Origin of the sequence: Mycolicibacterium duvalii, from assembly GCF_010726645.1 — a bacterium.
Taxonomy (GTDB): Bacteria; Actinomycetota; Actinomycetes; order Mycobacteriales; family Mycobacteriaceae; genus Mycobacterium; species Mycobacterium duvalii.
Window position 1 is genome coordinate 378,049 of sequence record NZ_AP022563.1, and the last position, 24,017, is coordinate 402,065.

24 protein-coding genes, 1 tRNA gene and 3 pseudogenes are annotated in these 24,017 nt (G+C 68.2%); 16 read left to right on the plus strand and 12 right to left on the minus strand.

Translation table 11 applies throughout. The annotated features are described in order from the left end of the window. Position 1: 1 nt before the first annotated feature. The 3 genes from G6N31_RS01815 to G6N31_RS01825 are packed head-to-tail and all read right to left on the minus strand — an operon-like array spanning position 2 to position 4,730. Positions 2 to 1,435, minus strand: a complete 1,434-nt coding sequence (locus G6N31_RS01815; protein ID WP_098005449.1) for a neutral zinc metallopeptidase — start codon at positions 1,433 to 1,435, stop codon at positions 2 to 4. Further along, positions 1,432 to 3,450, minus strand: a complete 2,019-nt coding sequence (locus G6N31_RS01820) for an ATP-dependent DNA helicase (RefSeq protein WP_234815460.1) — start codon at positions 3,448 to 3,450, stop codon at positions 1,432 to 1,434. The genes G6N31_RS01815 and G6N31_RS01820 overlap by 4 nt, the downstream gene beginning before the upstream one ends. After that, on the minus strand, positions 3,447 to 4,730 hold the full coding sequence (locus tag G6N31_RS01825) for a nicotinate phosphoribosyltransferase (RefSeq protein ID WP_234815464.1): 1,284 nt from the start codon (positions 4,728 to 4,730) through the stop codon (positions 3,447 to 3,449). The genes G6N31_RS01820 and G6N31_RS01825 overlap by 4 nt, the downstream gene beginning before the upstream one ends. A 101-nt stretch (positions 4,731 to 4,831) precedes the next feature. Between G6N31_RS01825 and clpS the strand changes: the two genes are divergently transcribed. The 11 genes from clpS to rdgB all read left to right on the plus strand — a co-directional run bounded on the left by clpS (position 4,832) and on the right by rdgB (position 12,346). Next, the gene (clpS, locus tag G6N31_RS01830; RefSeq protein WP_098005445.1) at positions 4,832 to 5,146 is read left to right on the plus strand and encodes an ATP-dependent Clp protease adapter ClpS; all 315 of its coding nucleotides are present in this window, start codon (positions 4,832 to 4,834) and stop codon (positions 5,144 to 5,146) included. Positions 5,147 to 5,152: 6 nt separating this feature from the next. Next, positions 5,153 to 5,734 (plus strand): oxidative stress transcriptional regulator AosR, encoded by a 582-nt coding sequence (aosR, locus tag G6N31_RS01835; protein ID WP_098005443.1) that lies wholly within the window; start codon positions 5,153 to 5,155, stop codon positions 5,732 to 5,734. Between the two features lie 60 nt (positions 5,735 to 5,794). After that, positions 5,795 to 6,817: a P1 family peptidase gene (locus G6N31_RS01840; RefSeq protein ID WP_098005441.1), complete on the plus strand. Its 1,023-nt coding sequence runs from the start codon at positions 5,795 to 5,797 to the stop codon at positions 6,815 to 6,817. Positions 6,818 to 6,890: 73 nt separating this feature from the next. Continuing rightward, a complete protein-coding gene (locus G6N31_RS01845) occupies positions 6,891 to 7,271 on the plus strand; it encodes a M67 family metallopeptidase (RefSeq protein ID WP_234815463.1) in 381 nt (126 codons plus the stop codon). A gap of 22 nt (positions 7,272 to 7,293) precedes the next feature. Beyond that, on the plus strand, positions 7,294 to 7,575 hold the full coding sequence (locus G6N31_RS01850) for a MoaD/ThiS family protein (RefSeq protein ID WP_098005437.1): 282 nt from the start codon (positions 7,294 to 7,296) through the stop codon (positions 7,573 to 7,575). 9 nt (positions 7,576 to 7,584) lie between these two features. After that, entirely contained in the window at positions 7,585 to 8,556 is a 972-nt protein-coding gene (locus tag G6N31_RS01855) for a PLP-dependent cysteine synthase family protein (protein ID WP_098005435.1), read from the plus strand. Continuing rightward, positions 8,547 to 9,236, plus strand: coding sequence for a rhomboid family intramembrane serine protease (locus tag G6N31_RS01860; protein ID WP_420091210.1), 690 nt, complete (start codon positions 8,547 to 8,549; stop codon positions 9,234 to 9,236). The genes G6N31_RS01855 and G6N31_RS01860 overlap by 10 nt, the downstream gene beginning before the upstream one ends. Then, a complete protein-coding gene (gene murI / locus G6N31_RS01865; protein ID WP_098005431.1) occupies positions 9,233 to 10,066 on the plus strand; it encodes a glutamate racemase in 834 nt (277 codons plus the stop codon). Before G6N31_RS01860 ends, murI begins: the two co-directional genes overlap by 4 nt. A 67-nt stretch (positions 10,067 to 10,133) precedes the next feature. Then, on the plus strand, positions 10,134 to 10,916 hold the full coding sequence (locus G6N31_RS01870) for a cyclic nucleotide-degrading phosphodiesterase (RefSeq protein ID WP_098005429.1): 783 nt from the start codon (positions 10,134 to 10,136) through the stop codon (positions 10,914 to 10,916). A 22-nt stretch (positions 10,917 to 10,938) separates the two neighbouring features. After that, positions 10,939 to 11,721, plus strand: a complete 783-nt coding sequence (gene rph, locus G6N31_RS01875) for a ribonuclease PH (RefSeq protein ID WP_098005427.1) — start codon at positions 10,939 to 10,941, stop codon at positions 11,719 to 11,721. Between the two features lie 16 nt (positions 11,722 to 11,737). Beyond that, a complete protein-coding gene (gene rdgB, locus G6N31_RS01880) occupies positions 11,738 to 12,346 on the plus strand; it encodes an RdgB/HAM1 family non-canonical purine NTP pyrophosphatase (RefSeq protein ID WP_098005424.1) in 609 nt (202 codons plus the stop codon). A 74-nt stretch (positions 12,347 to 12,420) separates the two neighbouring features. Here the strand turns inward: rdgB and G6N31_RS01885 are convergent. The 4 genes and pseudogenes from G6N31_RS01885 to G6N31_RS27285 form a co-directional block, all read right to left on the minus strand. Further along, a pseudogene (locus tag G6N31_RS01885) lies at positions 12,421 to 13,413 on the minus strand (acyltransferase family protein); the annotation flags it as partial. A 3-nt stretch (positions 13,414 to 13,416) separates the two neighbouring features. Further along, on the minus strand, positions 13,417 to 13,797 hold the full coding sequence (locus G6N31_RS01890) for a DUF3817 domain-containing protein (protein WP_098005422.1): 381 nt from the start codon (positions 13,795 to 13,797) through the stop codon (positions 13,417 to 13,419). Further along, on the minus strand, positions 13,794 to 14,186 hold the full coding sequence (locus G6N31_RS01895; RefSeq protein ID WP_098005420.1) for a hypothetical protein: 393 nt from the start codon (positions 14,184 to 14,186) through the stop codon (positions 13,794 to 13,796). The genes G6N31_RS01890 and G6N31_RS01895 overlap by 4 nt, the downstream gene beginning before the upstream one ends. Continuing rightward, positions 14,167 to 14,607, minus strand: coding sequence for a hypothetical protein (locus G6N31_RS27285; protein WP_234815459.1), 441 nt, complete (start codon positions 14,605 to 14,607; stop codon positions 14,167 to 14,169). The genes G6N31_RS01895 and G6N31_RS27285 overlap by 20 nt, the downstream gene beginning before the upstream one ends. Positions 14,608 to 15,025: 418 nt before the next feature. On the opposite strand from G6N31_RS27285, the gene G6N31_RS01905 reads away from it, so the two are divergent. The 3 genes and pseudogenes from G6N31_RS01905 to G6N31_RS01915 all read left to right on the plus strand — a co-directional run bounded on the left by G6N31_RS01905 (position 15,026) and on the right by G6N31_RS01915 (position 18,124). Further along, positions 15,026 to 15,112, plus strand: a tRNA-Leu gene (locus G6N31_RS01905). Between the two features lie 697 nt (positions 15,113 to 15,809). Continuing rightward, positions 15,810 to 17,065, plus strand: a pseudogene (locus tag G6N31_RS01910) (IS3 family transposase). 75 nt (positions 17,066 to 17,140) lie between these two features. Beyond that, positions 17,141 to 18,124 (plus strand): hypothetical protein, encoded by a 984-nt coding sequence (locus tag G6N31_RS01915; protein ID WP_098004815.1) that lies wholly within the window; start codon positions 17,141 to 17,143, stop codon positions 18,122 to 18,124. Positions 18,125 to 18,213: 89 nt separating this feature from the next. Here G6N31_RS01915 and G6N31_RS27800 read toward each other — a convergent pair. Beyond that, a pseudogene (locus G6N31_RS27800) lies at positions 18,214 to 18,632 on the minus strand (hypothetical protein); the annotation flags it as partial. A 231-nt stretch (positions 18,633 to 18,863) separates the two neighbouring features. Between G6N31_RS27800 and G6N31_RS01930 the strand changes: the two are divergent. Then, positions 18,864 to 19,016 (plus strand): hypothetical protein, encoded by a 153-nt coding sequence (locus G6N31_RS01930; protein ID WP_163721996.1) that lies wholly within the window; start codon positions 18,864 to 18,866, stop codon positions 19,014 to 19,016. 2 nt (positions 19,017 to 19,018) lie between these two features. Here G6N31_RS01930 and G6N31_RS01935 read toward each other — a convergent pair whose 3' ends face one another. Then, positions 19,019 to 19,249, minus strand: coding sequence for a hypothetical protein (locus G6N31_RS01935; RefSeq protein ID WP_098004816.1), 231 nt, complete (start codon positions 19,247 to 19,249; stop codon positions 19,019 to 19,021). Positions 19,250 to 19,297: 48 nt separating this feature from the next. Further along, positions 19,298 to 20,149 carry an AraC family transcriptional regulator gene (locus G6N31_RS01940; protein ID WP_163721998.1) on the minus strand — a complete coding sequence of 284 codons (852 nt, stop codon included), beginning with the start codon at positions 20,147 to 20,149 and terminating at the stop codon, positions 19,298 to 19,300. Between the two features lie 36 nt (positions 20,150 to 20,185). On the opposite strand from G6N31_RS01940, the gene G6N31_RS01945 reads away from it, so the two are divergent. After that, positions 20,186 to 21,448 (plus strand): amidohydrolase family protein, encoded by a 1,263-nt coding sequence (locus G6N31_RS01945; protein ID WP_098004872.1) that lies wholly within the window; start codon positions 20,186 to 20,188, stop codon positions 21,446 to 21,448. A gap of 96 nt (positions 21,449 to 21,544) precedes the next feature. Here the strand turns inward: G6N31_RS01945 and G6N31_RS01950 are convergent, their stop codons facing one another. Both G6N31_RS01950 and G6N31_RS01955 read right to left on the minus strand, forming a co-directional pair. Next, on the minus strand, positions 21,545 to 23,380 hold the full coding sequence (locus tag G6N31_RS01950; protein WP_098004817.1) for a sulfatase-like hydrolase/transferase: 1,836 nt from the start codon (positions 23,378 to 23,380) through the stop codon (positions 21,545 to 21,547). Continuing rightward, complete coding sequence (locus G6N31_RS01955; RefSeq protein ID WP_098004818.1) at positions 23,377 to 23,958, minus strand: TetR/AcrR family transcriptional regulator; 582 nt, start codon at positions 23,956 to 23,958, stop codon at positions 23,377 to 23,379. Before G6N31_RS01955 ends, G6N31_RS01950 begins: the two co-directional genes overlap by 4 nt. Positions 23,959 to 24,017: the final 59 nt, after the last annotated feature.

Sequence of the window (24,017 nt, forward strand, 5' to 3'; positions counted from 1 at the left end):
GTCAGCCGAACCGCGCGAAGCAGCGGTCGGTGTCGCCGAGCACTCCGACGCGGAACGCGTCGATGCGTGAGAACCCGGCAGGCACCGAGTCGCCGTTGACGTCGCTGGCGGCCAGGCCGTTGGTCAGGATGCCCGAGACGGCTTCGTCCACATCGCCGGCGGTCAGCACCACCGAGTCGGCGCCGGACGGGTGCGGGTCCGCGGCCATCTTCGCGGTCGCCACACCGGTCAGACAGGCGGTGCGCAGCGCGGCCGCCGCGCTATCGAGGCGCGCGCCGCGTTCGTGCTGCAGGGCCAGCATGAAACGGGAGACCAGCGCGGAGTAGGCCACGTTGTCGCCTGTCGCGAGGAGGTGCGGCTCGGGCAGGTGGGCCTGGCCGCCGAGTTCCACGAGTCCCTCGAGGTCCACGGCGACGCTGTTGGTCGTCGGGCAGAAGGACACCGGCGGGCTGGGGCGGACGTCGGCGCAGGGGACCGGACGGGAGTCGAATCGCACCGCGGGTGGTCGGCGTGGCGCGAAGATGACGTTGATCGCCTCGGCGAACGCGTGCACGCTGAACTCGGTCACCGGCAACTCGCCGGTCTGCCCGCTGCCGAGCATCGTCGGCAGATCACCGCGACGCTGGGCGATCTCGCGCAGGTCGATCGATGCACATGCCGACGGGCCGTCGGTGAAGCCGAACTGGAACGCCGAGAGCCTCTCGAAAGCCGAGCCGTGTTCGTCGACACCGGCGTAGAGGTCGTCTTCGTAGAGCACCGGATCGCGGAACGCGATGACGCCGGCCAGCACCGCGTTCAAGCCTTCGCCGGTGTTGAGGGTGAATCGCGGCGAATTGCCTTCGGCGACCCACCGCAGGTACGCGCCCGAGAAGCAGTCGGCTTGTTGTTCGGCGAGAAGGGTCTGGCTCGCGTCGTCCGTCAGGCCGGACAGCCGGGACACGGCGTGGCCGTACTCGTGGGCGAGCACCATCGCCACCCCCATGTCGCCGTACGCGCGCTGCAGGTCGGGAAGCATCGCGCTGCGGTCCCAGCCCAGCGCCCGGTCGGGGTAGCAGTAGGCGGCGTTGACCAGAGCGAAGGTGGTGTCACCGCAGAAGATTCCGTCGAATCGGGTGGCGTCCCAGGAGACCACCGCCGCCACCGGGACGAACGGGGCCGAGAACGTGTCGGGATAGGCGCTGTGCCAGAACTCCTCGACATCGCTGACGGCGAGGCCGGCAATGTGGTCGACATCGCTGCCGTCGGTGCCCTCGACCGCCCGGGTTGCCGGTTCGGGATCCGGACGCAGCCCGGTGGGTCCGTCGGTGGCCGGCATTCCCGCCACCGAGAACGGGTCGTCGAACACCGAGACGGCCCGCCCGGTGAGCGTCGTCGAGCATCCGGTGGCCGCGAGCGTCACGGCCACCACCGCGCAGACCAGTCGCCGTGACCTCATCCGGCCGCTGTTTCCCGGGTCGCCGTCGCCTCGACGGCGCAGAGTCGACGTAGCGCGGCCCGCACCGCCGCACCGTCGGTGGTCGCCCAGAACGGTGGCAGCGACGCTCGCAGAAATCCGCCGTAGCGGGCGGTGGCCATCCGAGAGTCCAGGACGGCCACCACGCCGCGATCGTCGATGCGGCGGAGCAGCCGGCCGGCGCCCTGGGCCAGCAACAGCGCGGCGTGGGTGGCCGCCACCGCCATGAAGCCGTTGCCGCCCCGGGCGGCGACCGCCCGTTGCCGAGCGGTCAGCAGCGGGTCATCGGGGCGCGGGAAGGGGATGCGGTCGATCAGCACCAATGACAGTGATGGGCCGGGGACGTCGACGCCTTGCCACAGCGACAGCGTGCCGAACAGTGACGTGCGCTCGTCGGCGGCGAAGCGGGCCACCAGTGCGGCGGTGGTGTCCTCGCCTTGGCAGAGCACCGGGCTGTCCAGCCGCTCCCGCATCACCTCGGCGGCGGCCCGGGCGGCGCGCATGGACGAGAACAGTCCGAGGGTGCGTCCTTCGGCGGCGGCGATCAGTGCCGCGATCTCGTCAAGCTGTTCGGCCGACCCGGTTCCGTCGCGCCCGGGTGGCGGCAGATGGGCTGCGACGTAGAGGATTCCGGCGCGGGGATGGTCGAACGGGGAGCCGACGTCGAGTCCGCGCCACCGCACCGCGGGTTCGTCCCCACCGGCCAGCCCCCAGGCCGAGGCCATCGCGTCGAAGTTACCCCCGATGGTCAGTGTCGCCGAGGTCAGCACCGCGGTGGCGCGGCCGAACACCCTGCTGCGTAGCAGCCCCGACACCGACAGCGGCGCCACCCGCATCACCGCCCGACGGCCCGCTTTGGCATCCTCGCTGTGCTCTACCCACACCACGTCGGTGCGGTCGGGCAGCGCCGGCACGAATGAATCCAGGATGCGGGCGGCGGTGTCGCCGACTTCGGACAGCGCCGTGGACGCCTCCGCGCGCGCCGCGGAGGTCTTCGGATCGTTGGGAGCGGTGTCGACCGCCGTGCGGGCCGCGTGGGCCGCATCACGCAACACTGTCAGGTAGGTCGCCATCTCCTCGCCCAGCACGTCGATGCGTCCGTCGCGAGCGTCGAAGACGGCCGAGGAGTAGGTGGCCGCAGCCGCGTCGAGCCGGTCGGCCAATTCGGGGCCGATGATCCGCGCGGCACGCCGCTGCGCGACCCCGAGCGCGGGGGCGGACAGCTCGGCCGTCGCCGCGGACGTCACCCGGTCGACGAGGTCGTGGGCCTCGTCGACGACGAGCAGATCGTGTTCGGGCAGGACGTTGGCCCCGCCGATGGCGTCTATCGCCAGCAACGCGTGGTTGGTGACGACGATATCGGCCCGGGCGGCGCGGTCGCGGGCGCGCTCGGCGAAGCAATCGGTGCCGAACGGGCAGCGCGAGACGCCGATGCATTCGCGTGCCGATACGCTCACCTGCGCCCACGACCGGTCGGGTACGCCGGGCGCGAGGTCGTCGCGGTCGCCGGAGTCGGTACTCGAGGACCACTCCGTCAGCCGGGCCACATCGCGGCCCAGGGCGCTGGTTGCGACCGGCGCGAAAAGCTCGGACTGGGGCCCGTCATCGGGCTCCGGCAGGCCGGCGCTTCCGTTGTGGATCTTGTTCAGGCACAGGTAGTTTCCGCGTCCCTTCAGCAGCGCGAAGTCGGGCCGGCGGGGCAGTGCCGGCGTCAGGGCCTCGGCCAGCCGGGGCAGGTCACGATCGACGAGCTGACGCTGCAGCGCAATCGTGGCGGTGGACACCACGACGGGCTGCTCGGCCGACAGCGCGTGTGCGATCGCCGGCACCAGGTAGGCCAGGGACTTCCCGGTGCCGGTGCCGGCCTGCACCGCGAGGTGCTCGCCGCTGTGGAAAGCCTGTGCGACGGCCTCGGCCATGGCGATCTGGCCGGGCCGTTCGGCTCCGCCCACGGCGGCGACCGCGGTGGCCAGCAGCCGCGCGACGTCGTCGGTCACCGGACCGTGCCGGCGCGCGCCGGCGGCACGATGCGGGTCGGGATGGCCGGATCGCCCTTGGACAGGCTCAACCCATTCCACGGCAGCTCGGTCAGGCCCCGGGCCACCCGCTCGCGGGCGACGGCGAGGGTGAAGTCGGCGACCGGCTCGCCGTTGCGGACCAACGGGACGGTCAGCGGGCGTCCGATCAGCCCCGCGGGGGTCTGCGGCGGTTCATCCACCGGGAAGACGACCTCCTCGACCGCCGTGCCGGAGGCTTTGGCCAGCCGGGCGGCCTGCTTGCGTCCGCCGTGGGACTGCTTGTGCGTGCTGCGCTTCTCCACCGGAATGCCGTCGACCTCGACGAGTTTGTAGACCATGCCTGCCGTCGGCGCGCCGGATCCGGTGACCACCGAGGTCCCCACGCCGTAGCTGTCCACGGGTTCGGCGCGCAGCGCGGCGATGCCGAACTCGTCGAGATCGCCGGAGACCACGATGCGGGTGCCGGTGGCGCCGAGCGAGTCCAGCTGCCGGCGAACCTGCCGGGCCAGCACGCCGAGGTCACCGGAGTCGATCCGCACCGCGCCGAGCTGCGGACCGCCGACTTCGATCGCGTGGGCGACGCCGGCGGTGATGTCATAGGTGTCCACCAGCAGGGTGGTGTCGGTGCCCAGCGCGGCGACCTGAGCGCGGAATGCGGCCTTCTCCCAGTCCGAACGGTCCTGCCTGGTTGTGGTGTGAAGCAGCGTGAACGCGTGCGCACTGGTGCCCAGCGCCGGCACGCCGTGGCTGCGCTGGGCCGCCAAGTTCGACGAACCGGCGAATCCGGCGAGGTAGGCGGCACGGGCGGCCGCGACGGCGGCCTGCTCATGGGTGCGCCGAGAACCCATCTCGATCAGCGGTCGCCCCTCGGCGGCGCTGACCATGCGGGCGGCGGCCGAGGCGACGGCGCTGTCGTGATTGAGGATCGACAGCGTCAGGGTTTCGAGGACTACGCATTCGGCGAACGTGCCGTGCACGGACAGCACCGGCGAGCCCGGAAAGTACAGCTCACCCTCGGGGTAGCCGTCCATGTCCCCGGCGAACCGGTAGTCGGCCAGATAGTTCAGCGTGTCCTGGTCGCAGAACGCGGCCAGCTCGTCGAGCATGCCGGAGTCGAATCGAAACTGTTGCAGTACATCCGCTAGACGTGCGGTACCTGCGGTGACTCCGTAACGCCGGCCGTCGGGCAACCGGCGCGCGAACACCTCGAACGTCGTGCGCCGGTGCGCGGTGCCGCCTCGCAGAGCCGCGGCGAGCATCGTCAACTCGTATTTGTCGGTCAGCAGCGCCGGCGGCGACGAAGTCACAGGCCAACCGTATCGGTTCGGCACCCCGGTGTGGCCCCGGTATTCTTGCCCGCATGGTTACACCGGCGAAAGCTCGACCGGGAACCCGCGAAGAGCACGAAGCGGCCACCGGCGTCGACGAGGACGTCGCCCCCGACGCCCCGTGGGTCACCATCGTCTGGGACGATCCGGTGAACCTGATGACCTACGTGACCTATGTCTTCCAGAAGCTGTTCGGCTACAGCGAGCAGCACGCCACGAAGCTGATGATGCAGGTCCACCACGAGGGCAGGGCAGTGGTGTCGGCGGGCAGCCGGGAGTCCATGGAAGCCGATGTGTCCAGACTGCACGCCGCGGGCCTGTGGGCGACGCTGCAACAGGATCGTTAACCCGCTGTGCGTAAATGGAAGCGGGTCGACGGTGCCCGGGGCCCGCGGTTCCGATCCGCCCTGGAACCCCACGAAGCCGAACTGCTGAGCAACCTGGTGAGCTCGATGCTCGGCATGCTCGAGGACCGGGCGTCGTCGGCGCCCGTGGACGAACTTTCCGAGATCACCGGCATGCGCACCGGGAATGCCGTTGCCCCACAAGACGATACGATGAAGCGGATCCTGCCCGACTTCTACCGGCCGGCCACCGATCACCCGGCGGGGACGGGTGCTGCCGAGAGCCTCAACAGCGCTCTGCGCAGCCTGCACGAGCCCGACATCATCGATGCGAAACGTGAAGCTGCACAACGTCTTCTGCAGACTCTTCCGGCCGGCGGCGGCAAGGTCGAGCTGTCCGAGGACCAGGCCGGGGCCTGGGTCACCGCCGTCAACGACGTGCGGTTGGCGCTGGGCACGATGCTCGACATCGGGCCCGAGGGACCCGACCGGTTGCCGCCCGAACACCCGCTGGCCGCACACCTCGATGTCTATCAATGGCTGACGGTGCTGCAGGAGTATCTGGTGGTCTGCCTGATGGATTCGCGATGAGCGCTCGCGCGAATAGCAGAGGGTCCCGATGAGCGCTCGCGCGAAGAGCAGAGGGTCCCGATGAGCGGCTCGATCACCGATGTGGCCGGCATCAGTGTGGGCCATCATCACCGCCTCGACGACGATGCGCAGATGGGGTCCGGGTGGGCCACCGGCACCACGGTGGTGCTGACCCCGCCCGGAACCGTGGGTGCCGTGGACGGCCGCGGTGGCGCCCCGGGGACACGCGAGACCGATCTGCTCGAACCCAGTAACTCGGTGCGGCACGTCGACGCGGTCGTCCTGACCGGGGGCAGCGCTTTCGGGCTGGCGGCCGCCGACGGGGTGATGACCTGGCTGGAGGAGCAGCAGCGCGGTGTCGCACTCGACGGCGGCGTGGTGCCGATCGTGCCCGCCGCGGTGATCTTCGATCTGCCGGTCGGCGGTTGGCAGCGCCGACCGGACGCCCAGTTCGGTTACCGCGCGGCCGAAAGCACGGCCGGTGACGCGGCGATCGGGACCGTGGGTGCCGGGGTGGGCGCGCGTGCCGGTGTGCTCAAGGGTGGGGTCGGGACGGCATCGGTGACGCTGGAATCCGGTGTCACCGTCGGCGCCCTGGTGGTGGTCAACTCGGCCGGTGACGTCGTCGACCCCGCCACCGGATTGCCGTGGTCGGCCGCCCACATCGAGGAGTTCGCGCTGGTGGCCCCGCCCACCGATCAGCTCGTCGCGTACGCCGATCGCCATGGCGAGCTCAGCCCGCTCAACACCACGATCGCGGTGGTCGCCACCGATGCGGCGATGAGTAAGGCCGCCTGCCGGCGGGTGGCGGTCGCCGCGCACGACGGGCTGGCGCGCACCATCCGGCCGTGTCACACGCCCCTCGACGGCGATACGGTGTTCGCGCTGGCCACCGGTGCCGTGGAGGTCGTGCCGGACCCGACGACCCCGGCCTCGATGTCGCCGGAGCTGTCACTGATGACAGAGGTCGGCGCGGCGGCGGCGGACTGCCTGGCCCGTGCGGTGCTCGTCGGCGTGCTGGCCGCCGAAGCCGCCGCCGGAATACCGGCATACCGTGACGTGTTGCCCGGAGCGTTCGGGTGACACCCGTTCGACGGGTCGGAAACGAGAAGGGAACCCAACTGTGCTGGTGATTCGCGCCGATCTGGTCGACGCGATGGTCGCCCACGCCCGCGCGGACCACCCAGACGAGGCGTGCGGGGTGCTGGCCGGCCCGGAGGGGTCGGATCGTCCCGAGCGGTTCATCGCGATGACCAACGCCGAACGCTCGCCGACCTTCTATCGGTTCGACTCCGGTGAACAATTGAAGGTGTGGCGTGCGATGGACGACGCCGACGAGGCCCCTGTCGTCATCTACCACTCGCATACCGGCACCGAGGCGTACCCGAGCCGCACCGACGTCAATCTGGCGTCCGAACCGGACGCCCACTACGTGTTGATCTCCACCCGCGACCCCGACGAGCACGAACTGCGTAGCTATCGCATCGTGGACGGGGTCGTCACCGAGGAGCCCGTCACCATCGTCGAGCAGTACTGAAGAGTCTTAAGGAGACCGTTGCATGGCTGTTTCTGTGTCCATCCCCACCATCCTGCGCACCCACACCGGTGGCGAGAAGCGCGTCACCGCCTCGGGGACCACGCTGCAGGCGGTGATCACCGATCTGGAGGCCAACTACTCGGGCATCGCGGAGCGGCTGATCGACCCCGCCAACCCGGGTAAGTTGCACCGCTTCGTCAACGTCTACGTCAACGACGAGGACGTGCGCTTCTCGGGCGGGCTGGATACCGAGGTCTCCGACGGGGACACGGTGACGATCCTGCCTGCCGTCGCGGGCGGCTGAGCGGGCTCGATGACGCGGTACAACTCGCTTCTCGAAGCGCTGGGCAACACTCCGCTGGTCGGCTTGCAGCGGCTCTCTCCCCGCTGGGACGACGAGGAGGGCCTTCCGCACGTCCGGCTGTGGGCCAAGCTCGAGGACCGTAACCCGACCGGCTCCATCAAGGACCGGCCGGCGTTGCGGATGATCGAGGATGCCGAGCGCGCGGGACGGCTGCAGCCGGGCGCGACGATTCTGGAGCCCACCAGCGGCAACACCGGAATCTCGCTGGCCATGGCGGCGCTGCTCAAGGGTTACCAGATCGTCTGCGTGATGCCGGAGAACACCTCTGTCGAACGACGGCAACTGCTGGAGCTCTACGGTGCCCGTATCATCTTCTCGCCCGCCGAGGGCGGTTCCAACACCGCAGTGGCCTACGCGAAAGAGCTTGCCGCCGAACATCCCTCGTGGGTGATGCTCTACCAGTACGGCAACCCCGCCAACGCGGCCGCGCACTACGACGGCACCGGACCCGAGCTGCTCGCCGACCTCCCCGAAATCACCCACTTCGTCGCCGGGTTGGGCACCACCGGAACGCTGATGGGCACCGGGCGCTTCCTGCGCGAGCACGTGCCGGGCGTGCAGATCGTGGCGGCCGAACCCCGTTACGGCGAAGGCGTGTACGCGCTGCGCAACATCGACGAGGGATTCATCCCCGAGTTGTACGACCCCGACGTTCTGACCACCCGCTTCGCGGTGGGGTCCTACGACGCGGTCCGTCGCACCCGCGAACTCGTCCAGATCGAAGGCATCTTCGCCGGCATCTCCACCGGCGCCATCCTGCATGCCGCGCTGGGCATGGCAGCCAAGGCCGTCAAAGCGGGGGAGCGTGCCGACATCGCGTTCACCGTGTGTGACGCCGGTTGGAAGTATCTGTCCACGGGTGCGTACGCCGGTAGCCTGGATGACGCAGAGGACGCGTTGGAAGGGCAGCTTTGGGCATGACGGGCACCGGTGGTCACCCCGGCGCATCCGGGCGTCCGGCCGCGCAGAAGCGTCCCGCCTGGGTTGTCGGCGGAGCCATCATCGTGTCGTTCGTCGCGCTGCTCTGGCTCGTCGAGATCACCGATGCGCTGCTCGGTCACCAGCTCGACGACAACGGGATACGCCCGCTGGAGACCGACGGCCTGAGCGGAATACTGTTCGCGCCGCTGCTGCACTCCAACTGGGAGCACCTGATCGCCAACACCGGCCCCGCGCTGGTCCTCGGCTTCCTGATGACGCTGGCCGGCCTGTCGCGCTTCCTGCTGGCGACAGCGATCATCTGGATCGGCGGGGGACTCGGCACCTGGCTCATCGGCAACGTCGGCGCCCCCACCTATCACGGTGTGGTGCTCGAGACCAACCACATCGGCGCGTCCGGCCTGATCTTCGGGTGGCTGACCTTCCTCATCGTGTTCGGGTTCTTCACCCGCAACCTGTGGGAGATCGTCGTCGGCGTGGTGGTGCTCTTCGTCTACGGCAGCATTCTGCTGGGCGTGCTGCCCGGCACTTTCGGGGTGTCCTGGCAAGGGCACCTCAGCGGCGCCGCGGCCGGGCTGCTGGCCGCCTACCTGCTGTCCGGACCCGAGCGCAAGACACGCGCGTTGCGGCGCCCCGTGCGGCCGCCATCGCTGAACACGTGACCGCCGACCAGCAGGCGCCGATCGGGATCTTCGATTCGGGCGTGGGCGGGTTGACCGTGGCCCGCGCGATCATCGACCAGCTGCCCGACGAGGCCATCGTCTACGTCGGAGACACCGGCAACGGACCGTACGGTCCGTTGACGGTGCCCGAGATACGGGCCCACGCGCTCGCGATCGGCGACGACTTGGCTGCGCGCGGGGTCAAAGCGTTGGTCATCGCCTGCAACAGCGCATCGTCGGCGTGCCTGCGGGATGCGCGCGAGCGCTACGCCCCGGTCCCCGTCGTCGAGGTGATCCTGCCGGCGGTGCGGCGTGCGGTCACCACCACCCGCAACGGCCGGATCGGGGTCATCGGCACCGCGGCGACCATCGCGTCGGGCGCCTATCAGGACGCCTTCGCCGCGGCCCGCGACATCGAGGTGTTCGCCGTCGCCTGTCCCCGCTTCGTGGACTTCGTCGAGCGGGGGGTGACCAGCGGCAGACAGGTCCTGGGTCTGGCCGAGGGCTACCTCGAACCGCTGCAGCGCGCCGGCGTGGACACCCTGGTCCTCGGATGCACGCACTACCCGATGCTGTCCGGGCTGATCCAGCTGGTGACGGGCGACGCGGTGACGTTGGTGTCGAGCGCCGAGGAGACCGCGAAGGACGTGCTGCGCGTCCTCACCGAACGTGATTTGCTCCGGCCGCATCCTGGCGACGGACAACCGCCACGAAGGGTGTTCGAGGCCACCGGCGATCCCGGCGCATTCACCGCTCTGGCGGCCCGGTTCTTGGGCCCGACACTGGACGGGGTGCGTCCTGTTCAGCGTCTCGGCGGCGGCAAGCAGTGACATCTGCCGTCAAAGTCGCTCAAAGCGCCGATGTTTTCGTCAGAGTCGTTACGGGCATGGCAAGCTAGTGGGCGTGCGAATCACCGTACTGGGTTGCTCCGGCAGTGTGGTCGGCCCTGATTCGCCGGCGTCGGGGTATCTCGTCACCGCGCCCGACACGCCGCCGCTGGTCCTGGACTTCGGGGGCGGTGTGCTCGGCGCACTGCAGCGCCACGCTGACCCGAACTCGGTGCACGTGTTGCTGTCGCACCTGCACGCCGACCACTGTCTGGACCTCCCGGGCCTGTTCGTGTGGCGGCGCTACCACCCGACTCCGGCGCCCGACCGCGGCATCATCTACGGCCCGGCCAACACGTGGGCCCGGCTCGGTGCGGCGTCGTCGCCGGAGGGCGGCGAGGTCGACGACATCTCCGACATCTTCGACATCCGGCACTGGGTGGACAACGAGCCCGTCGAGATCGGGTCGCTGACCATCGTTCCGCGCCTGGTGTGCCATCCCACCGAGTCCTACGGCATGCGCATCATCGATCCGTCCGGCGCCACGTTGGTCTACAGCGGGGACACCGGGTACTGCGACGCCCTCATCGACCTGGCTCGCGACGCAGACGTGTTCCTGTGTGAGGCGTCCTGGACCGACTCGCCGGATCGGCCGCCCCGCCTGCACCTGTCCGGTGCCGAGGCCGGCCGCGCCGCCGCCCGCGCGGGGGTTTCCGAATTGCTGCTGACCCACATCCCGCCGTGGACCTCGCGGGAGGACGTCATCAGCGAGGCCAAGGCCGAGTTCGACGGACCGGTGCACGCCGTCGTCTGCAACGAGACCTTCGAGGTCGCGCGCGCGGGGGCGCGCTGAGGCGACCCGCTAGGGTTGGGCCGTGTCCACACGAGAAGACGGCCGCCAAGACGACGAGTTGCGGCCGGTCACCATCACCCGCGGCTTCACCACGCACCCGGCCGGTTCGGTGCTGGTCGAATTCGGCGACACGCGGGTGATGTGCACCGCCAGTGTGACCGAGGGGGTGCCGCGCTGGCGCCGCGGCTCCGGTCAGGGGTGGTTGACCGCGGAGTACGCGATGCTGCCCGCCGCAACGCACGACCGATCAGACCGGGAGTCGGTCAAGGGCCGGGTCGGCGGGCGCACCCAGGAGATCAGCCGGCTGGTCGGCCGCTCCCTGCGCGCCTGCATCGATCTGGCCGCGCTGGGGGAGAACACCATCGCCATCGACTGCGATGTGCTGCAGGCCGACGGCGGCACCCGCACCGCAGCCATCACCGGCGCCTATGTGGCACTGGCCGACGCGGTGACGTATCTGGCCGCGGCCGGCAAGCTGAACGACCCGCGTCCGCTGTCGTGTGCGATCGCCGCGGTCAGCGTCGGTGTGGTCGACGGACGCATCCGCGTCGATTTGCCCTACACCGAAGACTCGCGCGCCGAGGTCGACATGAACGTCGTGGCCACCGACACCGGCACCCTGGTCGAGATCCAGGGCACCGGCGAGGGCGCCACGTTCCCCAGGTCAACGCTGGACAAGATGCTCGACGCCGCGATGGCGGCGTGCGACCAGTTGTTCGAGGTGCAGCGCACGGCGTTGGAACTGCCCTATCCCGGCGTGCTGCCGGAGTCTTCCGAGCCGCCGAAGAAGGCGTTCGGTAGCTGACCGGTCCGGACTTCCGATGCCGCAACTGCTGGTCGCTTCGCGCAACCGCAAGAAGCTCGCCGAGCTCCAGCGGGTTCTCGACGCTGCTGGGCTGACCGGTGTCACGCTGCTGTCCCTCGATGACGTGGTGTCATTCGACGAAGCGCCCGAGACCGGCGCGACGTTCGAGGACAACGCAATGGCCAAGGCCCGCGACGCGTTCGCCGCGACGGGCGTGCCGACCGTGGCCGACGATTCCGGTCTGGAGGTCGACGCCCTCAACGGGATGCCGGGTGTCCTCAGCGCGCGCTGGGCAGGCCGGCACGGTGACGACGTCGCCAACACGGCGCTGGTACTCGCGCAGCTGGCCGAGGTGCCCGACGAACGTCGCGGTGCGGCGTTCGTGTCCGCGTGCGCCCTGGTCTACGGGCCTGCTCCGGGCGACAGCGCGGTGGTGCGGGGCAGCTGGACCGGCGACATCGTGCGCGCGCCCCGTGGCGACGGAGGATTCGGCTACGACCCGATTTTCTTGCCGACCGGCTCTGATCGCACCGCCGCCGAGCTGACTCCCGAGGAGAAGGACGCAGTCTCCCACCGCGGCCGGGCGCTGGCCGCGCTGCTGCCGTCCCTGCGCACGGTGTTCTGAGGCGCGGTCACCCGGTGGAGCAGCCACGCGGCGGGGATCGTGCCGGCCAGCGTGGCGGCGATCAGCCCGGGCATCGACCCGGTGAACAACGGCCAGTCCAGCACCAGGTGCATGACCAGGGCCATGACGACCACGTGCAGCAGGAAGATCTCGTAGGAAATCTCGCCGAGCCACACCACGGGTCGGCTCGCCAGCAGCCGACGGTAAGAGTTGTCACCGCCCAGCACCAGGGGCGCCAGCGCCAAAGTGGCGACCGCTGCGAACAGCAGCGCCTTGACGCTGGGAACCCACACCGGGTCCGGACCGAGGATGGCGCCGCCCAGCGGCGTGGCGACCAGTAGGAAAGCGGCGGCAGCCGCGGGTACGGCCACGATGGCCGGGCAGCGCGCCCCGCGCTGTTGCAGCGCCGCCAGCACCATGCCGCCGGCGAAGCTGGCGAAGTGCCCAGGCAGCCACATGCCTGCCGAGTTGGGCAGCAGGTCGGTGGCTGCGGCGAGCATCAGCCACGTCGGTGTCAGCGCCGCCAGCATCGCCAGCAGCACCACCGTGCGTTGGGGTCGCCACCGCGCTCCCACCACGACGCAGGCCAGGACCGGCAGTGCGAGGTAGAAGCTGGCTTCCACCGCCATGCTCCACATCTGCGACAGGCCGGGGTGCAGCAACGTGGTGACGTAGTCGTCGGTGTAGATCTGGGTGAAGGTCAGATACCGCAACAAGCCGTGCCAGGTCTGCCCCGGGTTCGGGCCCGGAGTGAAATACAGGTAGACGGTGAAGGTGATCAAGACGGTCGCCACATAGGCGGGCACGATCCGGCGGACCCGGCGCCGCGCATAGGTGCGGGCCACCGGGGGCAGGGTTTCACGGACGGCAGCGCGGACCCAGGGCCGGAACAACAGGAATCCCGACAGCGCGAAGAAGATCGAGACCCCGACTTCGAGGCGGGCGTAGATCGATCCCAGGTACCCGTGGTTCAGGTAGCCGGTCGCGAACGCCGCGTGGGTCGCGACGACCAGCAGCGCGGCGACGGCCCGCAGACCGGTCAGCGCGGGGTCGCGGCGGTCGGACACCGGTCAAGCACTGTCGTGCGCGCGCGATTCGGGCTCGGTGTCGATACCGAATTGCTCTTTGATCTTCTGGGTCTGGATATGCTCGACGACGATGCCGACCAGCGGGATGGTGCCGGCCAGCAGGACCCCCACGGTCTTGGCGATCGGCCAGCGCACCTTGACCGCCAGGTTAGCGGTGAACAGCAGGTAGACGAAGTACACCCAGCCGTGGACGACGGCGATCCACCCCAGGGAGTCGTCACCGAACCCGTACTTCATCACCATCTCGTAGCACAGCGCGATCAGCCAGATGCCGGTCACCCACGCCAGCACGCGGTAGCCGAGCAGCGCTTTGCGGATGGTTTCGACGGGGATCAGGGGAGCGGGGGAGTCTTGTGCGGTCACGTACCGGTTCCTGTCGTCTTCTGCTTCGTCTGGTCGGCGTCGGCGGTGGCCAGCTCGGCCAAGTAGGCGTTGTACTCGCGCAGGGCTGCATCGTCATCGGTCCTGGTCGCCGCCTTGGGCCGGTCGGGCAGCAGACCGGCGGGAATCTCGGTGACGGTGTCGCTCGGCTGAGGTTGGGGCGGGGCCTCTTCGTAGCGGACGAACTTGAAGTAGGCGTACACGCAGAAACCGGCGAACAGCGGCCACTGCATCGCGTAACCGAGGTTCTGGAAGCTACCGCCCCCGGACTCGAAGCGGACCCACTGCCACCACGCCAGAGCCAGGCAGCCGACGGAGGCGGCGGTCACCAGAAGGATGAGCGCCGGCCTTCTACGCCGTGTAGTGGACACCGTTCAACGGTACCGCGACATCCTTGGGCCCGATGAATTCGTCCAGACGGGCCGTTGCCTCTTTGCGATAGATGGATACGACGTGTTTGGTCGATCGCCGCCACGGGATGCCGAGGTGGTCCAGTGCTGCGGTGAACAGTCCAATAATGTCCTCCGACCGGTTGCTGAAGTGGTACCTGACGCTGAGGACACCGCGGTCGTCGGCGACCACGCGGCAACCGTCGCTGTGGATCAGCCCTAGTACGAACTCCTCGGCTTCACGGTCGACGATCTCCTCCTGCCATGGTTCGAGAGCGATCTTGCGGAGGTGCTTGCGGCCCGGCCCGTGTTGAGGTAGCAAGCAGGGCCAGTGTTTGGAGTACTGGCTGACCTCGACGCAATTCTCCTTCCGGTTGACCAACGCGGCGCGTTGCCGCGGCATCAAAAGGTCGATTGCGTTGCGGCAGCGCTCAACGATGTGGGGGTACTTCGTATCGCAAGCAATGCGAAGCCGCCAGGCTCGACCGCCGCGCGAGATACAACCGTCGCCCAAATACATCCCAAGGAGGTACGCGTACGCCGGCCCCGGTAGCGTCTGGAACTCATGGCGTAGCCCGCAGGACGACGCTGAACTACGAGGGCGGGTCAAACTCGACGGAGGAGTGTGACGCCACCCTCGAACGGTCGACCTCGGTATGCCGGTCTGGCGTGCGATGGCACAGTCGTTCAGTCCGGCGGCGATGAGTCGCTGGACGTTCTCGAAGTCTCGGAAGGATCTCGCCACGACGGACTCCCCTGCTCGTTGCTCACAAGCTACGGACGGGCTCCGACATGTCTGCATTGATACGATCGCCTTCGCTGCGGGCGTGGCGAAATCGGAAAACGCGCGGGTTTTAGGTGCCCGTGTTCGAAAGAACTTGTGGGTTCGAGTCCCACCGTCCGCACCAGAAATTGCTTACTTAAATCATCGCGAACGGTGTGCAGCCTAAAGGGGGTCGTGCACGAGACCCATGTCCATCAAGTGGCGTGTCCTGATGAATCTCGGCCGGCTAGGACTAGGTCGAGAACTCACCGGACACAGGCTTGTTGCGAACAAGGCAGCTTTGTTCGGCGAGGAACATCGGAAGTTGTGTCTTCTAACTCGCTGAGCCGTGGCGTCGTTAGCTGTGGCCATCCACGCCGTCGAGTGGCTGCATCCAGCAACTCCAGCGATCTCGCGGAGAGTCTTAGCCGCTGCGGGGAGCTCGAGGATGGTGCGACCGCGGTCGCCTGGAGCCGGGTTCCGTCGGGTGTTGATGTCCGCGGCGAGTAGATACTTGCGACGGTGCCGTAATCGAAGCCGAAGGTGCGGCTGATGGCAGTGATGTTGTTGCCGTTGTGCCAAGCGGTCAGGATGGCGCTGACGTCCGCCGGTCAAAGTGCCTGTTTGGCCGTGGGAGAGGCGCTGTTCCGGGCTACCGATTGCACCTGTTCGACCTTAGCGATGATCTTTTCGAGTTGCCGACCAGCGGTGAAGTGACGGCAGTAAGAATGCAGGAACCCGCACTCACAAATGTCATAGCCCCGTCGCAAACTCACCCGCAGGAGACGCGCTGAACCGCCCCGGCATGTCCGGAGACTCCACTTCTTGGGAAGGATGGAGTCATGTCAGGTGGTTCGTCGAGGAGGTATCCGCCGGAGCTTCGTGAGCGGGCGGTGCGCATGGTCGCCGAGATCAGCGATCAGCATGAGTCGGAGTGGGCAGCAATGGGCGAAGTCGCCCGGCTGCTCGGGATCGGCACAGCCGAGACCGTGCGTAAGTGGGCCAGGCCCAGGTCGATGCCGGCGCCCGGCCGGGGACCACGACCGAAGAGTCCGCTGAGCTCAAGAAGCTGCGCCGGGAGAACGCCGAGCTCAAGCGGGCCAACGCGATCTTGAAGACGGCGTCGGCTTTCTTCGCGGCCGAGCTGGACCGGCCACACCACTGATCTGTCGATTCATCGCTGAGCATCAGGGCCGCCGCGAGGGCCCTGATGGTCTGCGCTGGGGTGTCCAGTCGATCTGTAGCGAGCTCGTCGGGCTCGGTGTGCAGATCGCCCCCTCGACGTACTACGAGCATCTCGAGCGTGAGCCCACTCGTCGCGAGGTCCGCGACGAGGCGCTCAAAGCCCACGTCAACCGGCGCACGGCGCGAACTACGGCGTCTACGGGCGCGCAAGGTGTGGCTGGCGCTCAACCGGGAGGGCATTGAGGTGGCCCGCTGCACGGTGGAGCGGCTGATGGCCGAACTCGGTCTGCGCGGTGCGGTGCGCGGCAAGGCCATAGCCACCACGATCACTGACGCGGGCGCGGTGCGGCCGGCTGATCTGGTCGGGCGCCGCTTCGGCCCGGTCGCACCGAACCGGTTGTGGGTGGCTGATCTGACGTATGTGTCAACCTGGTCGGGGTTCGCCTACGTCGCGTTTGTCACCGATGCCTATGCCCGCCGAATCCTGGGCTGGCGGGTGGCATCGACGATGGCGACCACGATGGTGCTCGACTCGATCGAGCAGGCCATCTGGACACGTCAGCGAGACGGCATCCTCGATTTGAAAGATGTTGTCCACCATACGGATCGAGGATCACAATATACGTCCATCCGGTTCACCGAACGGCTCGCCGAGGCGCGTATTCAGCCGTCGGTCGGTGCGGTCGGAAGCTCCTATGACAACGCGCTCGCCGAGACCATCAACGGCCTCTACAAGACCGAGCTGATCAAACCAGGCAAGCCCTGGCGCACCGTCGAGGACGTCGAGCTGGCGACCGCCCGCTGGGTCGACTGGTTCAACCACCGCCGGCTCTACGAATACTGCGGCGACGTCCCACCAGCCGAGCTGGAGGCGGCCTACTACGCTCAACAAACGAGGCTAGCCGCCAGCTGAGTCGTCAAATCAAAAAGTCTCCGGACTCCCCGGGGCGGTTCACGCCACACGGTGTGTCTGCGAGAAGGGGATGAGATGAAGCACTGGGGAGACATCGTCGTCGTCGAGCACGGCGACTGGCACGCATATGACTGGTCGTGGGCAGGCCGGCGGATACTCGACATGTTGATCGGCGGTCCGGATCTCGCGCTGCGCCACATCGCGTCGTTGCTGCGGTCCGACGACCGCGAATTCTACGGCGTATCAGAAGAATCCGGTGGTGCGCTGATCGACTTCGATCGTCACCGGCTGTTGTTCTTCGGTGACGATCTCATGGATCAGGTATCCCTTCGACGGATATTGTTGCCGGCCCTGGCCTGCGTGTGGACGGGGTTCCAGGTGGGATGGGCGTTCGCCGGCACACGTGAATTGGCGGCATACGTGGGACTCGACTGCTGTCCCGCGCCTCGGGAGCACGAGCCGCCGATCATCGTGACGGCCGATCGATACTCGCCTTGCCAGATCGTCTCCGTGGTCGCGACCGACGGCGGCGTGCGGTTCTGGCCTCTTGAACAGTATCGGCATCCCGAGATGTACGGTCCGTCTCTGCTCGACGCGCTGCCTGGTCGCGGACGCGCCAAACTGACCCTTAAGACCGACCCCGCGTCCGGCGTACATACCGACCCTCGACGAAAGACCATCGGAGTCTGGCTGACAGAGCATGAAACCGGCGTGCTCGACCGACTTCCCGAACAGTGGCCCGGTTGGCACTTCGAGTTCTGGGAGGACCGGTATGAAGAGCAGCTGGACCGCTGTGGAGACACCTTGCGGGTTCCGCCGCGGAATGTCCGACGCGATATCGATGCGGTGCGGGAGGCGATGCGCGGGCGGCTCTACGGACGCGACCCGGAGGGTCCCGCAGGCGAGGCGCTGCACTTCGCGTCGGTGCTCCGTCGGATCGCTCCGCACCTCGCACTCGACGACTCTGATGTGGTCGCCGGCCTTCTCAGGCCCACTGACCAGCAGTGGGAGAGCTTCATCGCGGCATGCCAGGGTGCCGGCGAGATTGCTGCTGCGTGACCGGAACGCCGCTTCAGAGCAGGTAGATGACGAACACCACGGCGACCAGCCCCGCCAGCCCAGCACGTACACCAGATGCACGCCGGTGATCACGGCGTAGAACAGGTCGGCTTTGGTGTGGCCGACGGTGATCTTCGCGTACCACTCGTAGCCTTTGAACACCATGAACAGCGCACCGCCAAAACCGCTGGCGCACACCAGCTTGATGGCCTGTCGGTGGTTACCGGCCCGCCCCGCCAGCACGCTCCGGGCCACGAAGCCGAACGGGTCATCACCTCGGTGACGATCTGCCAAACGGTCACGTAGGCGAACCTTTTCGGGAAGATTTCGTTCTTCTCGTAGAGGAATCGCGGATCCCAAAGACCAGGTAGGCGGCCGAGAAGCAGCCCAGAGATCCGTTGTAGGACACCATTCCGAGGTCATAGAGCAGGCTGACGAGCTTGGGGTCGCGCTCGGGCCGGAATGTCGCGGTCAAGAAGCAGACCGCGACCAGCAGGAAGCCGGGAAGCCGAACTGACGCGGTTCGTCGCCACCGACCACACCGTCGGCGACACGCTGGACGAGATGCTCAGGGTGCTCGAAAAGGTGGACCGCCGACTGGGTGCGCGTTTGTTCAAGGACTTCCTGGCGCTGAACTTCACCACCAGGCGGCCGCCCTCGGAAGCGTGGTCTAGCCACCCGTTCGTGGCCGTCAAGGAACTGCTGCGGGCCTGGCGATGGCGGCGAAATCCCTGCCGACGTGGACGTGGTGCACAGCGGGGTGTCGCTTCTCGTCGGTCTCTCCGCGCTGCTGATCACCATGCCCGAGGACAGGGCAGCGCGGTCGATCCCGTCGGCGGCGTACCTGACCAACGATCGGTACGGGCTCCGGGTCGTCGCGCCGCTGACCTGAAGCTACGCCTCGGCAACCGCGTTATCGCCGGCCTGTGTCTTGAAGCAGAAGATGCTGGCCGCGAAGCTGAGCAGCGCAGCGCTGCTCGCAAGGGCGGCGATCAAGGTCTCCGATGTGCCCCAGCTCGCCACGGCCACTGCCAGCGCGATGACGGCAGACACCAACAGGAACAGACCGGTGGTAGCGACCGCCTCGTTGAACGGATCGTCCGCGTGGGGAGTGCCTTCTGCCATGCACCGGTTAATGCCCCGTCTGCACCGTCGGCAAACGTGCCGCAGCTCTCATTCTGCCGATTCGGTGACCCGGCGCCGATAGGCGGACGGTGTCTCACCGCAGTACTGGGTGAACGCCCGGGTGAAGGAGCTGACGCTGTCGAACCCGACGGCGGTGGCGGTGTCCTGCACCGTCTGCATCGGTGCGGCCAGCAACGCCATGGCGCGCAGCATGCGGGCATGCAGCAGGTAGGTCCGCCACGGCAACCCGAGTGTGTCGGAGAACAGCCGGCGCAACGTGCGCTCGGACACCGCGACCGCCTTGCTCACCTGCGCGCAAGTGGCGGAGTCGAGGTGCTCTTTGGTGTAGGCCATGGCCGCGGCGACGATCGGATGATCGGAGGTGGGCAGGCTGAGCGGGGCCTCGTGGTCGAGCGCCTCGGTGACCAGCGCGGCCAGGGTGCGGAAGAACCCGTCGGCGGTGTCGTCGCCGCACGCTCGCTCGATAGGCCAGCGCAGCGCATAGATCATCATCTCCCGGATCAGCGGTGACACCGCCAGGATGCGGGCGCGGTCGCCCGCGTCGGTGATCAGCGACCGGTCGAACATCACCGCGACCGTCTTGACGTCGGGATTCATCACGGCCTGGTGCTCCAGGCCGGCCGGAATCCACGCGGCCTGCTGGGGAGGCAGCAGGTAATGGGCCGAGTCAGTCTCGACCTCGACGACACCGTGCAGCGCGTACTCGATCTGGTGGACGTCGTGGGAGTGCCACCCGGTGATCAGCGCGTCGCCCTCGTAGAGGTAGCTGCCGCCCAGGGCGCGGCCGCCGCGGCGCAGATCGATCACCCGTCGCCGCGGGGCAGAGACCAGGTTGGCCGACTCGGACAAGTTTCTGTCCGAGAACGCAGAGGCGGTCATGTCTGGAGACGGTACTACTGGGATATGACTGCCGATCTGAGCACCGACGACCTGATTCTGGTGAGTATCGACGACCACGTGGTGGAACCGCCGGACATGTTCCTGCGCCATGTGCCGGCCAAGTACAAGGACGAGGCCCCGATCGTCGTCACCGACGACAAGGGCGTCGACCAGTGGATGTACCAGGGCCGCCCGCAGGGCGTCAGCGGTCTGAACGCGGTCGTGTCCTGGCCGGCCGAGGAGTGGGGCCGCGATCCGGCCGGGTTCGCCGAGATGCGTCCCGGCGTCTACGACGTCCACGAGCGGGTGCGCGACATGAACCGCAACGGCATTCTCGCCTCGATGTGTTTCCCGACGTTCACCGGCTTCTCCGCGCGCCATCTCAACATGCACCGCGAGGAGACCACCCTGGTGATGGTGTCGGCTTACAACGACTGGCACATCGACGAGTGGGCCGGTTCCTACCCGGACCGGTTCATTCCGATCGCGATCCTGCCGACCTGGAATCCCGCAGCCATGTGTGACGAGATCCGTCGCGTCGCCGCCAAGGGCTGCCGCGCGGTCACCATGCCGGAACTGCCCCACCTGGAAGGTCTGCCCAGCTACTTCGACGAGGACTACTGGGGCCCGGTGTTCCGCACGCTCTCGGAGGAGAACGTGGTGATGTGCCTGCACATTGGCACCGGGTTCGGCGCGATCTCGATGGCCAAGGACGCCCCGATCGACAACCTGATCATCCTGGCCACCCAGGTGTCGGCGATGTGCGCGCAGGACCTGCTGTGGGGCCCGGCGATGCGCAACTACCCGGATCTGAAGTTCGCGTTCTCCGAAGGCGGCATCGGCTGGATCCCGTTCTACCTCGACCGCAGCGACCGCCACTACACCAATCAGAAATGGCTGCGCCGCGACTTCGGCGACAAATTGCCCTCCGACGTGTTCCGCGAGCACTCGCTGGCCTGCTATGTCACCGACAAGACCTCGCTGAAGCTCCGGCATGAGATCGGCATCGACATCATCGCGTGGGAATGCGACTATCCGCACTCGGACTGCTTCTGGCCCGATGCGCCCGAGCAGGTGCTCGCCGAGTTGACGGCGGCCGGCGCCGACGCCACCGACATCAACAAGATCACCTGGCAGAACGCCTGCAACTTCTTCTCGTGGGATCCGTTCGCTCGCACCGAAAAGACCGAGGCCACCGTGGGTGCGCTGCGGGCCAAGGCCACCGATGTCGACACGTCGATCCGGTCGCGCGCCGAGTGGGCGCGGTTGTACCAGGAAAAGCAGCTCGCGGGGGCCTGATCTGCCGGCTCGCCGGCGGTGCCTGATTTGCCGGCTCGCCGGCGGTGCCTGATTTGCCGGCTCGCCGGCGGTGCCTGATTTGCCGGCTCGCCGGCGTCAGCGCAGCCGACGTCGCACCGCGGTCAGCGCATCGCGCACCGGCCGGTGCGCGGCTCTGGGAGCCGACCTGCGCGCGGCGTAGGGCCACGGCCGATTGCGCTCGGGAACGGACTGCGTACGAACCGATTTCAGCTGGGTGCGAAGGAAACTACGCAGGGCGTGCAGGTCGGGGTCGGTCCATCGATTGTGTGCTTCCGACGGATCGACGGTCAGGTCGTACAGTTCCCACTGGTCGTCGAGCGGGGTACTCCGATACGTCGGCCCGCGACGGCCGTCGGCGGCCAGCTGCCGCACCCCGGGCTCGGTCCATGTCGACGGGTCGTCGAACGAGCGGACCAGCTTCCACAGGTGTCCTCGGCCACCTTCGGCCACCCCGTCATCGACCCGTAGGACAAGCCCTTCGAAGTTGGCGCCGGTGTTGGCCGGGATCCGGATGCGCAGCGGTCGAGGCACTCTCGCGGTCAGGCCGAGGGCACGCGCCGCCCCCGACGCTCCGGTGTCGCCCTCGAGTACGTTGTCGCGGGTCATCAGGTAGACGGGTCGATCGTCGTCGGCGGGGGCACCGTCGACCACCGGCATCAGGTTGCACCCGATGAGGGGGTGCACCTCGGAAAAGTCCTGGGCCAGTTCCTCCGCGACGCGGCCGACGTCGACGTGGGCCGCGGCCAGCAGCGTCGGCACCAGGTCGACGTGCGAGGTCGGTGCGGTCACCGTGCGCGCGGTGGTCGGGTTCCGACCGATCCGCGCAATGACGAACGGTACCCGTGTCGCCTCGTCGTACAGGTTGAACCACTTCTGGTGCAGACCGCCGTGCGCGCCGAGCAGGTCGCCGTGATCAGCCGTACGGACCAGCACGGTCTCGTCGGGCCCGGCGCCCGAGCCGCCCTCGGTGACGGCGCGACGCACCCGATCGATCGGGGAGTCCACCTCGGCGTGCAGCCGGTAGTACAGGTCGCGATAACGCTGGGCGCCACGCCTGTACGTGCGCTCGATGGCCCGCGCGGGACCGTATCCCGAGTAATACGCATCCCGAAATGACTTCTGCGCCGCGGGTTTGGTGGACAGATCTTCCTCGGCGGTCGGCGCGGGCGGGACGTGCGGCGGATCCGACGGGGACGGCGTCAGCGGGCTGCGCCGCGACCACCCGGGGAACAGCACGATGTCGTGTGGGTTGACGAAGCTGGCCACCAGCAGGAAGGGCCGCAGTGCGGCCGGATCGCCGGCGCGTCGGCGCGCGTACCGGTCGTCGAGCCATGCCACCACCCGATCGGCGATCAGCGGATCACGACGGACGCCCGCGTTGGACAACTTCGCGCCGTGCGGCTCCGGTCCCACCCAGCCGGAGAACCCGTACGGCGCAAGAGGATCAGCCTCCAGATAGCGCCGGACAGCAGCGGAGTCGACTCGGCCCTCGTCGTCATTGGTGGCCAGGGTCTCCCCGGTGGCCGGGTCGACGAGGTCGGCATGCGAGATGTGCCACTTGCCGTCGTAGTGGGTGTCATAGCCTGCGGCGCGGAACCAGTTGCCCAGAGTCGGCACCTCGCCGCGGCGCAGCCAGCGCAGCCGCGAGTCGTCGTAATTCTTGCCGAGGCCGTCGGTCTGGGTGACCCCGTGCAGGTCCGGGTAGTGGCCGGTGAAGATGGTCGGCCGGCTCGGTACGCACGCCAGCGACCCGGTGTAGTGGCGGGCAAAACTGACGCCGTGCTCGTCGAACCACCCGCGGCCCGGCAGCGCTTCCTTCCGCCAGCGCTGCACCGCGGCGCTCTCGTAGGGCGGTGTCGCGCGTTCCTCGTCGGTCATCACGATGACGATGTCGGGGCGGGTGGATGTCATGAGCTGGCTCCTCGGGCTCCGGACAGTACGGTGCGGGTGATCGTCTCGGCGCGGTGCGGGGCGAACGCTCGTCCCTCGGTCAGAATCGCGTAGACCACACCGCCGACGATGGCGTCGGCGGCGTCGCGCGCCGCGTCTTCACCGAGTCCCGCCGTCAGCAGCCGGTTGCGCACCGTGTCGTGCAGCGGCACGCTGAAGCCGGCCCGCAGTCGGGCGGCGGTGTCCGGATACTCCATGCCGGCGGTGGTCAGGAAACGCAGCATCGCGTTACCGCGAGCCGTGGTCAGTGTTTTGGCGAGGTCCACCGCCCACGCGCAACAGTCGGCGGTGAGGTCGCCGGTGGACGCGATCGGCCGCAAGATGCGGTCGGCGTAGTCCAGGATCACATCAGCCACCAGCGCGTGTCTGCTCGGCCACCACCGGTAGATGGTCTGCTTACCCACTCCCGCCCGGGCCGCCACCGCCTCGATGCTCAACTTGTCGAACCCGCGTTCCAGCAACATGTCACGCGTGGCGGCGACGATGGCCAGCCGAGACTTCTCGCTGCGGCGCCTGGGTGCGGTCACGTCGGTGGTCATCGAGTGCAGGTCCTTGCTCGTCCGTCGCTTTACACGCTGGGACATCGCCCCGTAGTCTC

Bases quoted from the DNA above. Each gene is read 5' to 3' on its own strand.
- G6N31_RS01825 (WP_234815464.1), bottom strand. From the start codon at position 4,730: ATGCTCGCCGCGGCTCTGCGAGGCGGCACCGCGCACCGGCGCACGACG.
- clpS (WP_098005445.1), top strand. From the start codon at position 4,832: ATGGTTACACCGGCGAAAGCTCGACCGGGAACCCGCGAAGAGCACGAA.
- G6N31_RS01855 (WP_098005435.1), top strand. From the start codon at position 7,585: ATGACGCGGTACAACTCGCTTCTCGAAGCGCTGGGCAACACTCCGCTG.
- G6N31_RS01915 (WP_098004815.1), top strand. From the start codon at position 17,141: ATGAAGCACTGGGGAGACATCGTCGTCGTCGAGCACGGCGACTGGCAC.
- G6N31_RS01940 (WP_163721998.1), bottom strand. From the start codon at position 20,149: ATGACCGCCTCTGCGTTCTCGGACAGAAACTTGTCCGAGTCGGCCAAC.
- G6N31_RS01850 (WP_098005437.1), top strand. From the start codon at position 7,294: ATGGCTGTTTCTGTGTCCATCCCCACCATCCTGCGCACCCACACCGGT.
- G6N31_RS01935 (WP_098004816.1), bottom strand. From the start codon at position 19,249: ATGGCAGAAGGCACTCCCCACGCGGACGATCCGTTCAACGAGGCGGTC.
- rdgB (WP_098005424.1), top strand. From the start codon at position 11,738: ATGCCGCAACTGCTGGTCGCTTCGCGCAACCGCAAGAAGCTCGCCGAG.
- G6N31_RS01840 (WP_098005441.1), top strand. From the start codon at position 5,795: ATGAGCGGCTCGATCACCGATGTGGCCGGCATCAGTGTGGGCCATCAT.
- G6N31_RS01955 (WP_098004818.1), bottom strand. From the start codon at position 23,958: ATGACCACCGACGTGACCGCACCCAGGCGCCGCAGCGAGAAGTCTCGG.
- G6N31_RS01950 (WP_098004817.1), bottom strand. From the start codon at position 23,380: ATGACATCCACCCGCCCCGACATCGTCATCGTGATGACCGACGAGGAA.
- G6N31_RS27285 (WP_234815459.1), bottom strand. From the start codon at position 14,607: ATGCCGCGGCAACGCGCCGCGTTGGTCAACCGGAAGGAGAATTGCGTC.
- G6N31_RS01815 (WP_098005449.1), bottom strand. From the start codon at position 1,435: ATGAGGTCACGGCGACTGGTCTGCGCGGTGGTGGCCGTGACGCTCGCG.
- G6N31_RS01845 (WP_234815463.1), top strand. From the start codon at position 6,891: ATGGTCGCCCACGCCCGCGCGGACCACCCAGACGAGGCGTGCGGGGTG.